The 15630-nt window shown below is 30.9% G+C and carries 17 protein-coding genes; 8 read left to right on the forward strand and 9 right to left on the reverse strand.

Annotated elements, in window-relative coordinates; translation table 11 throughout:
* Nucleotides 1–128 precede the first annotated feature (128 nt).
* Nucleotides 129–1655 (forward strand): GH3 auxin-responsive promoter family protein, encoded by a 1527-nt coding sequence (locus WNY78_RS13635; RefSeq protein ID WP_342873760.1) that lies wholly within the window; start codon nt 129–131, stop codon nt 1653–1655.
* On the opposite strand, the gene WNY78_RS13640 is transcribed toward WNY78_RS13635, so the two are convergent.
* The gene (locus tag WNY78_RS13640; RefSeq protein WP_342873761.1) at nt 1652–2260 is read right to left on the reverse strand and encodes a hypothetical protein; all 609 of its coding nucleotides are present in this window, start codon (nt 2258–2260) and stop codon (nt 1652–1654) included. The genes WNY78_RS13635 and WNY78_RS13640 overlap by 4 nt on opposite strands.
* Nucleotides 2261–2417: 157 nt before the next feature.
* On the opposite strand from WNY78_RS13640, the gene WNY78_RS13645 reads away from it, so the two are divergent.
* Together WNY78_RS13645 and WNY78_RS13650 are read left to right on the forward strand one after the other, a co-directional pair.
* Nucleotides 2418–3680 (forward strand): putative DNA modification/repair radical SAM protein, encoded by a 1263-nt coding sequence (locus WNY78_RS13645; RefSeq protein ID WP_342873762.1) that lies wholly within the window; start codon nt 2418–2420, stop codon nt 3678–3680.
* On the forward strand, nt 3681–4457 hold the full coding sequence (locus tag WNY78_RS13650; protein WP_342873763.1) for a TIGR03915 family putative DNA repair protein: 777 nt from the start codon (nt 3681–3683) through the stop codon (nt 4455–4457).
* Here the strand turns inward: WNY78_RS13650 and WNY78_RS13655 are convergent.
* Together WNY78_RS13655 and WNY78_RS13660 are read right to left on the reverse strand one after the other, a co-directional pair.
* Complete coding sequence (locus WNY78_RS13655) at nt 4454–6169, reverse strand: FAD/NAD(P)-binding protein (protein ID WP_342873764.1); 1716 nt, start codon at nt 6167–6169, stop codon at nt 4454–4456. The two genes, WNY78_RS13650 and WNY78_RS13655, sit on opposite strands and share 4 nt — an antisense overlap.
* An 84-nt stretch (nt 6170–6253) precedes the next feature.
* Nucleotides 6254–7066 (reverse strand): DUF1853 family protein, encoded by an 813-nt coding sequence (locus WNY78_RS13660; RefSeq protein ID WP_342873765.1) that lies wholly within the window; start codon nt 7064–7066, stop codon nt 6254–6256.
* Between the two features lie 247 nt (nt 7067–7313).
* Between WNY78_RS13660 and WNY78_RS13665 the strand changes: the two genes are divergently transcribed.
* Both WNY78_RS13665 and WNY78_RS13670 read left to right on the forward strand, forming a co-directional pair.
* Nucleotides 7314–8435 carry a DEAD/DEAH box helicase gene (locus WNY78_RS13665; protein ID WP_342873766.1) on the forward strand — a complete coding sequence of 374 codons (1122 nt, stop codon included), beginning with the start codon at nt 7314–7316 and terminating at the stop codon, nt 8433–8435.
* Nucleotides 8436–8667: 232 nt separating this feature from the next.
* On the forward strand, nt 8668–10221 hold the full coding sequence (locus tag WNY78_RS13670; RefSeq protein ID WP_342873767.1) for a DEAD/DEAH box helicase family protein: 1554 nt from the start codon (nt 8668–8670) through the stop codon (nt 10219–10221).
* Nucleotides 10222–10307: 86 nt separating this feature from the next.
* Here the strand turns inward: WNY78_RS13670 and WNY78_RS13675 are convergent, their stop codons facing one another.
* The 4 genes from WNY78_RS13675 to WNY78_RS13690 form a co-directional block, all read right to left on the reverse strand.
* Entirely contained in the window at nt 10308–11060 is a 753-nt protein-coding gene (locus WNY78_RS13675; protein WP_342873768.1) for a hypothetical protein, read from the reverse strand.
* A 68-nt stretch (nt 11061–11128) separates the two neighbouring features.
* Nucleotides 11129–11884 (reverse strand): DUF6090 family protein, encoded by a 756-nt coding sequence (locus tag WNY78_RS13680; RefSeq protein WP_342873769.1) that lies wholly within the window; start codon nt 11882–11884, stop codon nt 11129–11131.
* A gap of 316 nt (nt 11885–12200) precedes the next feature.
* Nucleotides 12201–12494, reverse strand: a complete 294-nt coding sequence (locus WNY78_RS13685) for a hypothetical protein (RefSeq protein ID WP_342873770.1) — start codon at nt 12492–12494, stop codon at nt 12201–12203.
* Between the two features lie 10 nt (nt 12495–12504).
* The gene (locus WNY78_RS13690; protein WP_194507304.1) at nt 12505–12657 is read right to left on the reverse strand and encodes a YqaE/Pmp3 family membrane protein; all 153 of its coding nucleotides are present in this window, start codon (nt 12655–12657) and stop codon (nt 12505–12507) included.
* A gap of 184 nt (nt 12658–12841) precedes the next feature.
* Between WNY78_RS13690 and WNY78_RS13695 the strand changes: the two genes are divergently transcribed.
* Both WNY78_RS13695 and WNY78_RS13700 read left to right on the forward strand, forming a co-directional pair.
* Complete coding sequence (locus WNY78_RS13695) at nt 12842–13270, forward strand: PepSY-like domain-containing protein (RefSeq protein WP_342873771.1); 429 nt, start codon at nt 12842–12844, stop codon at nt 13268–13270.
* Nucleotides 13271–13397: 127 nt separating this feature from the next.
* The gene (locus WNY78_RS13700; protein WP_342873772.1) at nt 13398–13949 is read left to right on the forward strand and encodes a DUF4251 domain-containing protein; all 552 of its coding nucleotides are present in this window, start codon (nt 13398–13400) and stop codon (nt 13947–13949) included.
* Here the strand turns inward: WNY78_RS13700 and WNY78_RS13705 are convergent, their stop codons facing one another.
* Together WNY78_RS13705 and WNY78_RS13710 are read right to left on the reverse strand one after the other, a co-directional pair.
* Complete coding sequence (locus WNY78_RS13705) at nt 13950–14579, reverse strand: TMEM175 family protein (RefSeq protein ID WP_342873773.1); 630 nt, start codon at nt 14577–14579, stop codon at nt 13950–13952.
* A gap of 48 nt (nt 14580–14627) precedes the next feature.
* Nucleotides 14628–14819, reverse strand: coding sequence for a hypothetical protein (locus WNY78_RS13710; RefSeq protein WP_342873774.1), 192 nt, complete (start codon nt 14817–14819; stop codon nt 14628–14630).
* An 81-nt stretch (nt 14820–14900) separates the two neighbouring features.
* On the opposite strand from WNY78_RS13710, the gene WNY78_RS13715 reads away from it, so the two are divergent.
* Entirely contained in the window at nt 14901–15479 is a 579-nt protein-coding gene (locus tag WNY78_RS13715; RefSeq protein WP_342873775.1) for a hypothetical protein, read from the forward strand.
* Nucleotides 15480–15630 lie beyond the last annotated feature (151 nt).

A 15630-nucleotide genomic window follows, 5' to 3' on the forward strand; every position in this document is an offset into this window, starting at 1 on the left:
TTTGTTTTTTGTTTAAAGTAAATAATATCAATAAACATCACAAATGATTAAGTCATTTGAATCAAACCTTTTATTAATAAGGTTAAAATAGACTGTTTGTTTACATGATATTTGAAAAAAAAACATAAATGGCAATCCTCGGAAATATTATCAAAAGCTTCATACAATTAAAAGACACATTTTCTTCGGAAATCATCCACGGAGAAGCTCAGCAAGATGTATTAAAACAATTGCTTGAAAAAGCAAAAAACACCCAATTTGGTGTATTCTATAATTTTGAAGGGATTTTAAACTCTGATAATCCGGCAAAAACATTTGCTCAACTAATTCCTTTCTTTGATTATAACAAAATGAATGAAGATTGGTGGTATAAACTACATGAGGGTGAAATAGATGTGACTTGGCCAGGAAACCCGTCTTATTTTGCATTAAGTTCTGGTACAACAGGAAAAACGAGTAAACGTATTCCTGTTACAGATGATATGATTGAAGCTATTCGTCAAGCAGGAATTAAGCAGGTTTTTGCATTAAATAATTTTGAATTACCTGCTGATTTTTTTGAAAAAGAAATTATGATGCTTGGAAGTTCAACAGATCTTGATGAAAAAAAGGACCATTTAGAAGGAGAAATTAGTGGCATAAGTGCAAGCAGAATTCCGTCGTGGTTTAGAAGTTATTACAAACCAGGAGAAGAGATTGCTAAAATAGACGATTGGGATGATCGTGTGCAACGTATTGCAGAACGTGCTAAAGATTGGGATATTGGTGCTTTGAGCGGAATTCCATCTTGGATTGAACTCATGTTGCAAAAAGTGATTGAACATCATAATCTCAATACTATTCATGACATCTGGCCAAATTTGCAAGTGTACACTTCCGGTGGAGTCGCATTTGGACCATATGAAAAGAGTTTTCAAGCGTTAATGGGAAAACCAGTGACTGTGATTGATACATATTTAGCTTCTGAAGGATATATTGCAACTCAAGTGCGTCCAGAAACAGATGCCATGCAACTTAATACAGACAACGGAATTTATTTTGAGTTCGTCCCTTTCAAACCTGAGTATATAAATGAAGATGGATCTCTAACTGATGATGCTCCAGCGCTAACACTGAGTGAAGTAGAATTAAATCAAGATTATGCTTTAATTATAAGCACAGTAAGTGGTGCTTGGCGATATTTGATTGGTGATACTATAGAATTTACTGAAATTGAACGTGCTGAAATAAAAATTACGGGTCGCACAAAATTCTTTTTAAATACAGTAGGTTCTCAATTGTCTGTGAATAAAATGGATACAGCTATTAGAGAATTAGAGAACCAATTTGATACAACAATTCCAGAATATACAATATGTGCTAAAAGAGGTGAGGATGGAGAATTTTACCATTATTGGTATTTAGGAACAGAGTTAGAGAATAAAAATAAAGAACAAGTAGCTCAAGCTTTAGATAAAAGTTTGCAAGAAGCAAACAAAAACTATAAAGTAGCAAGAAGTAAAGCTTTAAAAGGAGTCGTAGTTAATTTAATATCTCCAGACAGTTTTTATGATTGGAATGCTAATAACAAGAAAAAAGGCGGACAAGTAAAAATGGAACGAGTCATGGGAGAAGATAAATTTGCAGACTGGGAAGCTTTTGTGTCTAAGAATTAATCTTCAACTGTTTTTAAATCTCGAGTTTTAACGAGTTCCATAATTTCTTCAGGTGACAAGTAATACTTCTTTATTCTGTCTTTATATGACGTTGTGATATTTGCATGATTGAGAATGAAATCTTTAGTTTTTAAGATGTAATCTTCCATGCCATGAGAAACTGCAAAGCTGTCTGCAGCACGTTCAGCCTCAACAATGTGGCTGTCTGATAGCACGTATTTTATGCCAAACCAAATGAGATTAAGTTTACTTCTATCTTGATAATCCATTATATGTCCTAATTCATGACCAATCCAACCCGTAAAAATATCAAATGGAATATCACGTGTTCTAAATGTTGTGTCAGAAATTTTAAAAGTTTCACTTATTAAAATAACATATTTACGATTCTTTTTACTTCGGAAAAAACTTCCAAACCTTGGTCGAGCTTGCATTGTAGATTTTTTAATATTTTTTTTGAATCTAAATTCAATGTTAATAGAATCCAATTCTGGATAAAAGGATAATGCTGTTTCGACTTCTTTATTAATTGAATCTGGTATAATGTGTTGTGAATTCATAAATAGGCAAGAAATAAAAATTAGAGTTTGTAAGGTTGATTTCATTGAAATACAGTTTAATTAAATCTTAAGTCAGTCATTGTAAGATTTAATGCAATTATTAACGCATATCATATGGTATCATAATTTAAAACATATGTTTGAATATAGTTTGTAAAATGTGTGGATAATGACGATATTTGCATTCTAAATAATCCTACTTATGTCATTTGAACGTACCCAAGAAAAATTAAAGATTCTAGCAGATGCAGCAAAATATGATGTTTCTTGTTCTTCAAGTGGCAGCAATCGCGCTAACAAGAACAAAGGCTTGGGAGATTCTACAGGAATGGGAATATGTCATTCATACACTGAGGATGGTCGTTGTGTTTCACTTTTAAAGATTCTCCTTACCAATTATTGCATTTTTGATTGTGCATATTGTGTCACTCGAAAAAGTAATGACATCAAGCGAGCCGCATTTAAAGTTCAGGAAGTTGTCGATTTAACCATTAATTTTTATAGACGTAATTATATTGAAGGTTTATTCTTGAGTTCTGGGATTTTTAAAAGTGCAGACTATACTATGGAACGTTTAGTGGCTGTGGCTAAGAAGCTCAGACTAGAAGAAAACTTTAATGGCTACATTCATTTAAAATCTATTCCAGGAGCTTCAGATGAATTAATGAGAGAAGCAGGTTTATACGCAGATCGATTAAGTGTTAATATTGAAATACCTACAGAAGCTGGACTCAAAAAATTAGCTCCAGATAAAAATAGAGCAGACTTTATCAAACCTATGGTAAAGGTTAAAAATGAGATCATTCAATACAAAGCAGAAAAGAAACTCATTAAAAGCACTCCAAAATATGCACCTGCAGGACAAAGCACGCAAATGATTATTGGAGCTAGTGGAGAAAATGATTTTCAAATTATGCAAACCTCAAATCATTTTTATAAATCTTATAATTTAAAACGTGTCTATTATTCTGGTTATGTACCAATTAGTTATGATAATAGATTGCCTAAAATTGGGAGTGAAGTCCCAATGCTTCGTGAAAACCGACTTTATCAAACCGATTGGCTCATGCGTTTTTATGGCTTTGATGTGAGCGAAATATTAAACACACAGCACCAAAATCTAGATTTAGATATTGATCCAAAATTGAGTTGGGCTCTACGAAATCTTCATGAGTTCCCTGTAGATGTCAATACAGCAGATAAAAGAATGCTGGCTAGAATTCCTGGTTTAGGAATGAAATCTGTTTACAAAATAATAAATGCTCGACGTTTTAGACGATTAAATTGGGATCACCTTAAAAAGATAGGAATTGCTTTAAACAGAGCTAAATATTTTATGATTTGTGATAGTAATCAATTTGAAAGACGGGATCTTTCTGCCGAAAAAATTAAAGGTTTGATTCTTCAAAATTCAACAAGTAAGTACACAAAAACATTAAGTAATCAAATGAGTTTATTTGGATAGATGCAAGAAAAGAAACTCATATACGATGGAACTTTTGACGGTTTTTTATGTGCGGTATTTTATGTGTTTGAACACAAGTTAAATGCTGTGTGTATTGAAAATGAATTTGTTGTGCAAAATGGTCTATTTTCCGAAGATATCATAATTACAACAGAAAATGATAAAGCCAATCGAGTTTGGACTGGACTTAAATTAAAATTATCATCTACAGGAAGTTTTCAACTCTATTATACTTTTTTAAGTGAACAAGTTGGTGTAGAAAACATATTGCTTGATTATATGAGATATGCGTTTACTAAATCTAATAAAAAAATAGATAAAGACTTTTCACATCCTTCTGTATTAAAAATTGCACAAATTGCTAAAATGGTAGGTCGAGAAAAACATCGCATGGAAGCATTTGTACGATTTAGATTGACAAAAGATGATATTTATTTTGCTAGTGTTGAACCAGATTTTAATGTGCTTCCGTTAATATCAAAGCATTTTAAACGACGTTATGCTGATCAAAAATGGATGATTTATGATATTAAAAGGCATTATGGTTTGTTCTATGATTTAAAAAAAGTTGAAATAATCAATATGGATTTTCCTAAACTTTTTGATTTTACAAAAACGGATAGTGATTACTTTGCTGAGCAAGAGTTCGAGTTTCAAAGATTATGGAAAGACTATTTTAAAAGTACCAATATAGAATCTAGAAAAAATATGAAACTCCACATTCGTCATGTACCAAAACGGTATTGGAAATATTTAAGCGAGAAACAACCTGATTAATCTAGTCGCTCTACAAAGGATATTGCCCAATCCTTGATTCTATCTCCAAAACATTCCAAAATAGCGTCAACACCAATAACACTTCCTTTTGCTAAGCGTCCTAAAACAGCAATAGGTATTGGTTTTTCAATTTCCGAAGAAATAACAATACCATTCTTTTTTGTTTCAATTCCTAGTTTTGTGTGAATAGGCTGGATTAAATCATCTACAATCAAATTTTCAATAATTGAAGAATTAACTTCTAATAACTTAGGTGAATCTAATACAGAATTGATCATTACTGAGGTCGTTATATTTTCACCTTTAGTGTTTTTTAAATACCAACCTTCATTTATAAATTCAATATCAGGATCATTTGTAAAATCTAATGATAGAACATCTGCATCTACAAGAGCTAGAACTTGTTGCATACTTTCAATTGGTGGTCCATAAGAATAGCACTTTGTGCTTTCATCTAAAGCAATTACTTCTTCAATGAGTTCATCATCTAAATTTGAATGAGAAAATGATGTATATAATGTAGGTTGGCAATGTCTCCAAACTTGTCCGATACAAAAATCGAGACTAATAGATTGTTTACCCAAAGCCATGTTAATGTATGATTTTATAAGATCATAAGTAGCAATTGTTCTATCTTGAATAAGTGTATGTTTATAATCTTGATTCTTTAACCAAGCCAAAACAATAGCCTCTAATTGTTGAGAGTCTAAATTATGAGGCATCGCTTTTGAACCTAAATCTTCATAAATTCTGGAGATGATTTTAGCTATTGGTTTTATAAGAAAATCGATAGAATCTGTTTGCAAATTACCTTGTGCATGTCTTTCTATTTCCGATTTAAAAAATGATAGTTCATCATCTGTAGGTTGAAACCAAGAATCAATTTCAGGATTCAATGGCTTCGGAATTAAAGGCATGCCATCAAGAGAAAAGGGAATTAATTTTAAATTCTGAATTTTTGATTTATAATATATAGATTCAAAAGTTGAAGGATCTATAATTTTAAAATTTCCGAAGTCATTAATAACTAAAGCTCGCATCACATCAATCATTGCCAACCCAAATCCTCTCAATCCAATGGTTCTATTCGTTTGATTTTTTAAGTCATCAAATTTTGAAACTGGATAAGGTTCGTCAAAAACCAATAACCCATTAGTTGTATTTACATGTTCATGCCACGACTTTAATTGCTTAGACTGCTTCGTAGGTTGGTGTCCAATTGTGAGTAAAGTTTCATCACATGTATAAGATTCATTTTGAGTTTTCACAACCAGATCATCATTGATGTATTCTAAGGAAACGACTTTTGATTTGATGAATTTATAGTTAGGACTAGATTTTAAAATAGTATGCAACGATTCAAATCTCTCATTGAGATATTGTCCGATTTTATGTCTAGGAGGAAAGGTATCTGGTTCGGTGTCTTTTTGTTTATAATTTGCCCATTCATGATAGGATGGAAAGGCTGGAATTTTAAAATCCAGATAGTGAAACTCAGTTCTCCCTTTTAAGTCAATAAGCGCACGCTCTGTGATATTTGTCCAATTAGAATCTACTTGTTCCAAATGCCACACAGATCCAGCTCCAGGGAATTCTGAAGGTTCAAAAATCAAAATTTGTAACTCCTTTTTTGAAGCTGATACATTATGAAGTAAATTTTCTAATGCGAATAATCCTCGAGGACCTAAACCTATTATTGCTAATGTTTTCAATAGAGTCGATATTTTATTATAGTAAAATTACCTCGAATTCTCATCAATACTTAACTGTATTCATTTTTTTACGGACTTAAAACACTACCACCACACCAAAAAGCCTTTAGATAATTCTCCAGCTTCAGTTTTCATCCAAAATAAAGGCGATTGATTATTCTCTAAGAATCCATTTGATTCACTTCGGAAATTTGAAAACTCCAACCAATCAACTTGTTCATGAGGCTCTAGAAACCAATCCAACTTTGACGGAATATAGAAAAGATGATTTTGTAATATTTCTAACTGTGATAAGTTGATGTAAAATCCGCAGACACACTCTTTATTTATTAGTTTAAATTCTACATTATTATGATATGGCACAAAAAGTTGTGCCTTAAACAAAACATTCTGTTCAAAGCTGTAACTATTTAACTCTAATTGTTTTAAATGTGATTTACAATCTTGAGAATAGAGTAGAGGTAACTGCTTTTCTTGAAGTTTATTTAGTTTTTCTATGAGGCTATCTTTTCGGTTTGGACCAATCCATTTTTCAATTTCTAAATCTCCCAAACGGTCATCATAAACATAAAATTTATAGATAATTTCTAAATGTACAGGTTGATTGTTTATAAGTAATAAGGTATCTAATTCTCCTAATGTCTGTTTGTTTTGTTGGATTTGTATGTTTTCTGCCAGTAACTCAATAGACTCACAAGTTTCTAATTGGTTGAAGACAAACTGTTCTGCCAATTGACCTAAACGGAGTCGTTTCTCCAATTTCCGAAGAAAAACAGAATCATAGTCACTAGGTGTTTTAAATTGCTTGAGATTGTTAACATCGGCACGTTTCCAAAGTAAATGTGTTTTACAATAGGCTTGGTATAAGGCTTGGAGATGTTGCGGACTTAAATTCATATAAAATCGAAAATACGAATAAGTTTTGATTTTTAATTCTGAAAACCTAAGAACTCATTTTACTTTTTGAGTTTAGCGAAAATTAGAGGTTTTGTGATAAGTTGAAGTCATTTTTTTCTTGCATAGCATTGCTACGGAAGTAAAAAATGCCAAAAATTTAGTGGAAAAAATTGATTTTTTAGCAAATTGAAAAAGTTTAAATGAGTTCTAAAGAATAACAATACCTTTGCAGACAATTAAATTGATTATGGATACTACATTTTTTGACTTAGGAATTTCTAAAAATCTCATCAAAGGATTAAAAGAACTCAATATAAAAACGCCAACTCAAATACAAGAAGAAGCGATACCTGTGTTATTGAAAAACAAAACAGATTTTATTGGCTTAGCACAGACAGGAACTGGAAAAACTGCTGCTTTTGGTTTGCCAATTTTACAGAATATCAATCCGAAAAAAGACCATATACAAGCCTTAATTTTAGCACCAACGCGAGAGTTGGTTCAGCAAATACAAAAACAATTGTTTAGGTTCACAAAATATAGTGATCACAAGATTTTTGCAGAAGGTGTTTATGGTGGTGAAAAAATGGATGTACAATTAAAACGCTTACAACGAACAACTCATATTATTGTGGCAACTCCAGGTCGTTTGCTTGATTTTATTGAGCGTGGTGAAATAGATATTAAAAACATCAATACATTGGTTTTAGATGAAGCCGATGAGATGTTGAGTATGGGTTTTAAACAGGATTTGAATAAAATCTTAGCACATACAAAGGGATCTAGACATACGTGGTTGTTTTCTGCGACAATGCCTGAGGAGATTCAAAGTTTGGTAAAAACGTATATGTCTCCAAATGCTGTTCGTGTTGAAATTGATAAAAACAGCTTAGTCAATGCAAATATTAGTCATAACTATATTGTAACATCAATCAAAGAAAAAGCAAATATAATAGCTCGTTTATTAGATAAATATGACGATGATAGAGGGATTATATTTTGCAGAACTAAAGCAGGAACTGTTCAATTGACTGAAACTTTGAAAGCTGAAGGGTTTTCGGTAGATGCACTTCAAGGTGATATGCAACAAAAAGAACGTGATAAAGTGATGAGAGCGTTTAAAAATGGTTCATTGCAATATTTGATTTCAACAGATGTTTCAGCAAGGGGAATTGATGTCAATAATCTAGCTTTTATAATTCACCATCAATTACCAGATCAATTAGAATATTATACGCATAGAAGTGGAAGAACTGCAAGAGCAGGAAAAACGGGAGAATCTATTGCACTTATTATATCTGGAGAAGAACAAGAGATTCAGAAAATTCAAAAAGATTTAGATATTAAGTTTAAGCAAATGACATTTTAAAATATTATTTAAAAAATGACGTCTGTAATCATTTAATAAGCGTACTTTCGCAGCCACTTAAATGAGTAGCAATACTTGTTTAGGTATTACACAAACTAGAACTCCTTGGTATGGTCACCAAGGAGTTCGCTTTTTTATACTAGTTTGGTTTTATGATTTTCGATTTATTTTTTTTAAAATTATTCGATAAACGCTTATAAAGGTTTTAATTTTGCAAAACTTAAAATATAGTATGAGCCAAGATAATTTAGCACTTCAAGAAAAAAAAACCGATAAAGAACTATATAGTTATCAAAAAGGAGCCATAGACCAAATTTTCGAAAAATTTGAGACTGCTCCAGATGATTACCATTTATTGTATCAACTTCCAACAGGTGGAGGTAAGACGGTTATTTTTTCTGAAATCGTACGTCAATACTTAAAAACACACAAGAAAAAAGTACTTGTTATGACACACCGAGTTGAGCTATGTAAGCAAACTTCTGTGATGCTTACAAGTTTTGGTGTGACTAATAAAGTCGTTGATAGTAAAGCTAATTTGGATGATCAAGAAGATTTTAGTTGTTATGTTGCGATGGTAGAAACGCTAAACAACCGACTTAATGATGATATTCTCGATATTTCTGATGTAGGTTTAGTCATTATTGATGAAGCGCATTACAACTCATTTACAAAATTATTTAAGTTTTTTGAAAACTCCTTTATCTTAGGAGTTACTGCTACACCTTTAAGTTCTAATAAAGATTTACCAATGAAAGGTAACTACAGCGAACTTATTGCTGGAGAAACTATAGAGTCATTGATAGAGAATGAGTTTTTGGCTAGAGCAGAAGTGTTTCAATATGATATGGGATTAACATCTCTTGAGGTTGGTAGTAATGGAGACTATACAGTTAAATCATCTGAAGATTTATATACAAGTCCTGCCATGCTAGATAAGTTGCTAGAAGCTTATAAAAAGCATTCCGCAGGCAAAAAAGCATTGATATTTAATAATGGTATTAATACTTCAATAATGGTGTATCACACTTTTAGAGAAGCAGGTTTACCAATTATGCATCTAGATAATACAGCAACAAAAAAACAACGTAAAGAAATCTTAAAATGGTTTAAAAATACACCAGATGCTATTTTAACGTCTGTAAGTATTTTAACAACAGGTTTTGATGAACCAACTATTGATACGATTATTCTTAACAGAGCAACAAAATCACTCACCTTATATTACCAAATGATTGGTAGAGGGTCGAGAATCTTAAACAACAAATCTAAATTTACAGTTATAGATTTAGGAAATAATAATTATAGGTTTGGTCCTTGGGGAGCAGATCTAGATTGGCAAACTATTTTTAGATCGCCAAATTATTTCATGGATAGACTTAAGGATGACGAAGCTATTGAAGGTGACTTTAAACATGAAATGCCAGAAGAACTTCGTGCAGAATTCTCAAAATCTGAGGATGTTTATTTTGATGTAAAACAAGTATATAAAGACGCTACATTTGGAGGAGAATCTTCAAAAGTTGTCTTAGAGCGTTCTATTGAACAGCATGCTAAAATTTGTATAGAGAATAGTGAAGATCTATATGATGCTTTAGCATTGGCAAAATTATTAGGAGGCGATATTGATGTGAGAATTGATGTGTATGCAAAATGTATCAGTAAGAGCACCTATAATTTTTTAAGCTGGCTTCGAGATGATTATCGTAAAAAATTAAATAGTTACTTACGTGCTAATTTTGACGAGGTATTTGAGCAAATTCATGGTCATCCACCAGAAGATTGATGATATTTGGAGTAGAGGAGAATGTTTAGGGTTTTCCGAGTAGGCGAGAACTCAATAATTAATTATACACGTGTTTTGAGCTTTCGTTATTTATTCTGCTCAATCAAATAAACTTCAATTTGATTAATCAATTTTGTTGCATTATTGATGGCGCGTTTTGACCATTTTATTTCAGACATTGTTTTTGATTTTCTACCTAGAAGTAAGTTTTCAAAAACAATACTTTCTTTAATTAAAGTGGTATTATCTATTCTAGGAATTCGTTGGTCATCATATGGGTTTAAATCGGAGAAATAAGTTCCTAATTCCCATTCATCATAAACAAATTTCTCTATCTTTTCTCTGGCAAATTGGTTGTTATATTCTACCATTTTTGACATTCGATCTGTGTCAGCATAATATAAATAAATAGCTTCAATTAGATTTTGGTCTTTAATCCATTTAAAGTGAGCTCCTGTTTCCATAGATTTAAATGCTGTTTTAACAGTGTAGAAATCTCTTTCTTTAACGATGCCACCTATTTGGTCAATTGTGTAATTTTCATCTTCTGGTAAAAAAATAATTCTAAATGAAATATCAATTGCTTCCTGAATATGTTCGTTGTATTCAATCTGCTTATTCAGATTTTTGATATCTTCATTAAGATTCTGCTTTACAAATTCAAGTGAAGATTTTAATTGACTTTGGTCTTGTCTAGATTGGTTTAAATTATTGATTTGCAAGGCTATAAGTATCCCAATAACAACTAGTAGAATTTCACCAATTGCATAAAGTAGATATTTACTAAACCTATTTTCATTTAGCATTTTTTGTCTAATTTTTCTAAAGAATTTTATCATATTTATTTCCCGAGAAAGTGGGAATCATATTGGTTGGTGTTTTTGTTCGTTGTTATGCTTTCGTTATTCTAGTCGTACTCCTCCATTAACTTATAGAGGTTTTCCAATTCATTTTTAAGTTGTAAATAATTACCAATTTGAAAATTAGAATTATAAAATATATTATCTATTAAGCTCTCAAATTTTAAACTATTCAGCACATCTAAATTATTATGATTGCTAAATTTTGAGGGTCCAATTTGTTCAGCATATTCAGAGTGTTCAGAGTCCATCTGTCTAAAACTTATATGATCGTAAATAAAGGGATAGAAATATTCGTTAAGGTCATCATTAAAATAATTTTCTCCTATTCTAACTTCTTCAACTAAAGATGGTAATCCATACAAAAGCGTTTTTAATGAATCGGATTTAATAAGTGCTACTTTTCCCGTATTTAATCCTTCGTTCAAAGTTCCATCTTTAAAACCCATATTACCATTTGCCATACATATCATAACAAGACTATCCAATGTTCTAGAAGAGAGTTTGGTTATGTCTTCATTGAACATTTTTAAAATTGCCAACGAACTCTTTTTTTGATTTTCTTTACGTTTAATTTGTTCATTGGTAAAACCTATATTACTCTGTATTTCTGATTTGAGCCGATTTACAAATTCACTAGATTCTTTTAAATTACTTTTATTAATATTCCAATTGTTTATTTGTAAGGCTATTAATATTCCAATAATTACAAGAACAATTTCACCAATTGCATAAATCAAATATCTACTAAACTTATTTTCATTTAGCATTTTTTGTCTAATTTTTCTAAAGAATTTTATCATATTTATTTCCCGAGAAAGCGGGAATCTTATTGGTTGTCATTATAAAGGCTAACGTGTTCATGTATGGTTAGTTGCGTTGGCTAGGTCTAAGTTAGTAAAAGAAAATGAACCAGAGGAAAATCTGTGAAATTTGATGCTCATAATGTTGTTAATTTAAACAAATAACTATTATGAGTCCTAATCAAAAGCTATATGGTCAATCTGTATATAGAAAAGAACTAGAATCATTGTTCTAACCTATAATATGTTGACATAAAAAAAAGACTGCTAATTTAATTTTAGCAGTCTTTTCTTTTAAGTAGTAATATGATTATTACTATTTAAGATGTTCGGTTGTTTGTTCAAGACTTTCATTTGATTCTCCACCTTGACTATACAATTGGTTTTCCTCATCTTTTAATTCAGAATTAGAACGGTTTTTAGGTAATGTACGACCTGGAATATCTAGATTTTTACCAGTAAAATCTGCTGGTCGTTCTCTATTTTTTAAAATATCGTCTTCACTAAGTTCTGTTTTTAGATTCCCAGTTTTATCACCTAAAGCTTTCTTATCGTCTTCTGTAATTTCTGGATTATAATCTAGTTTTTCTTTTTTATCTGTCTTTTTCATAATAACTATTTTATTTGTTAACGATTAGTGCATGTATTACACCTGGAACCCATCCTAGAATTGTAAGTATAATATTTATTAATAAATTTTTACCAACTCCATGTTTCATAAATACTGCAACAGGTGGTAAAAGGACACTTAATATAATTGTAAGTAATGACATTTTATAATGTTTTAATGGTTCAACTAATTTCTATTCCAATATACAGAGAGTCAGGATGTTCGTTTGTCTTATATGCTTATAATTTTGACGTAATTCAAAATAATTGATACGGTTATAATTTATAGCTTATGAGCAAAAGTGATGCGTCAATGAACAATACATTTACATGAATAAAAAAATTGATATGAAAAAAAACATAATTTTAGTCACCATATTTACAATTATAGTACTTGCTTGTCAAAACACGATTAATGCTCAAGCACCAGATGCTGTTAAAGCCACATTTCAGAATATGTATCCTGGAGAAAATGATCCAGATTGGCACAAAGATGACAACGGTAATTACGAATCCAATTTTAAAATTGACGGAATTAAATATAGAGCCGATTTTTCTCCTAACGGAAATTGGATTGAAACAGAAACTAGCATAGATGTCAAAGACTTACCAAAAGCCATAAGAGATATAATCAAAGCAGATTACGGAAGTGAAGATATTACTGAAATAGAAAAAGTAGAGCATCATTCTAAAGGACTCTTTTATGATGTAGAGTTCAAAAGAAAAGGTAAAAATAGGGATGTAGAGTTTAAAGAAAATGGAGATATTATAAATTAATACATCTCACAACTAATTTTTAAAATCGCAAACACTTAGTTTGCGATTTTTTTATTCTGAAATGTTAATTAACATCTGTTTAAATCAACAATTTCGTATCTTATAGTTCTATTAAAAGAGATTAATTATGAAAAATTATATAACAGTGTTTTTGCTCTCTTTTGGATTGTTCCTAAACTGTAGCGCTTCAAAAACGACAGCAACACCATCACAAATTGCTGCACTAGATGAATTGGTAGAAAACCAATCTTTCGTTATTGAGTCAGATTGGGCTTTACCTCAAACGACCAACACGTTAATGGCTTTACAAAATGCTGGATTTTTCTCAACAGGTGATAGTGCTAGTCGTATTAGTCTTTCAGGAAATCCTAACGAACTTAAAATAGATAATGAAACAGTTTCGTCTCAACTGCCTTACTTTGGTGAAGTACAATCTACTTCAGGATATAATGGATCAGATAATAGCATAAGTTTTGATGGAGAACTAAAAAATTATCGAGTTGTAAAGAATGATAATAGCAGTTATACGATACGATTTGATGCAAGAAGTCACTCAGAGAATTTTGATGTGATTATTCATTTATATCCAAACCTTAGAAGTGAAATCATACTAAAAGGAGCAAAGCGTTTTCCAATTAGATATACTGGTTATGTGAGTCCAATTTCCGAAGCGAACTAACTACTCATTTACTATTAATCGATTTTCTTTTACTCTGTAATTTCGGTTTATAAAAAACTGAATTATAAAAATTAAAATAAATATCATTCTTGCCACTAACGGAAATATAAATGCTAATATTCCTGCCAATATCCAAATAATCAAAGCGTTTAAAGCTGTGAACTTATACCATTTAATTGCATTTGGTGTTAATTCTGGATGGTCTTTTTCTTGTTTAATGATATATCTAATTAATAGAAAATTAAATATTCCTATAGCAGATAAATTGAAGCAATAGAAAGCAAACGGACCAACAAAATCAAAACCACCAACGTATAGTCCAGTAGAAAAAGGCATTAGCACAATAAAAAGTAATAAAAATATATTAAGCCATAACAGTTTAGAATCTACTGTAGTCACAAATTTCATTGATCTTAAATGAGATACCCAATATAAAGCTGTTACCAAGAAACTAACTACAAAGCCTATGAAATTTGGAATTCGAGATTGTAATAATTCCCATGTATCATAGGTGGTAATTGCTTCTACTGATGGAATTCCAACTTCTAAAACTAATAAAGTCATAGCGATTGAAAATACTGCATCACTAAAATTTATAACACGGTTTTTGTCAAACGTAAGGTCTTTCATATAATTAAGGTATTCTCAAATATAAGATTTCAGTTTAGAACAACTTAATTAATCAATATCTAATTTATCTTTAAGCTCATCTAATTTTTCTTTAGCATTTTTTAGAGCTGCTTTGTTGTCTTCATAAGATAACGTAATTTTTATATTGCAGGTCGTGCAAGTGAAATTCTTACTATTTAAAATGTCTTTTAAATCAAATTCAATTTGCGTTTTACAATTCGGACAAGGGATACTAGGCATATATTTAGGTTTTTATGAAGTTGAAGATAGTCATTTATTGAGTAATATATAGTAACTTTCCTTTGTCTTAAAACCATGACTATGTCTTTAACAATAAAATCATTATTCTTTTGCTTATTAATATCTGTTGCGACTTCTGCTCAAGAGACCGAAACAGAAACACCTTCTAAACAATTCTGGAATACGCTCCAATCACATTGTGGTAAAGCATATCAAGGACAATTAGAATTACCAAAAGAGGATAAAGATTTTGGAGGCAAGACTTTGGTAATGCATGTTCGTAAATGCACAAAAAATGAAATAAAAATTCCTTTTTTTGTTGGAGAAGATAAATCTCGAACTTGGATTTTAACCTATGAAAATGATCGTATCTCACTAAAACACGATCACAGACACAAAGATGGAACAGAAGATGACGTCAATTTTTATGGAGGAATTACAACCAACTCAGGTAAAGCAGATATTCAAATATTCTCTGCAGATGCACATACACAACAAATGATTCCTGGTGCAGCAACCAATGTGTGGTGGATTACTATTGACGAAACTACATTCACATATAATTTAAGACGCTTAGGTACAAATCGTGTTTTTAAAGTTGTTATGGATATAACTCAAACTATCAATACTCCAACTGAACCTTGGGGTTGGGAAGATTAAATCCATTATAAGTTTATGAAAGTGACAATATGAAAAGTAAGTATTTAGCATGAATGTCACATTGAGCGTAGTCGAAATACTTTGTCTTTCAAAATATTAAAACTTAGACTGCGCTCAGTTAGACAATTATAAATTTACTTTTTACAAAATC

This window comes from Psychroserpens sp. AS72 (assembly GCF_038900375.1).
GTDB lineage: Bacteria > Bacteroidota > Bacteroidia > Flavobacteriales > Flavobacteriaceae > Psychroserpens.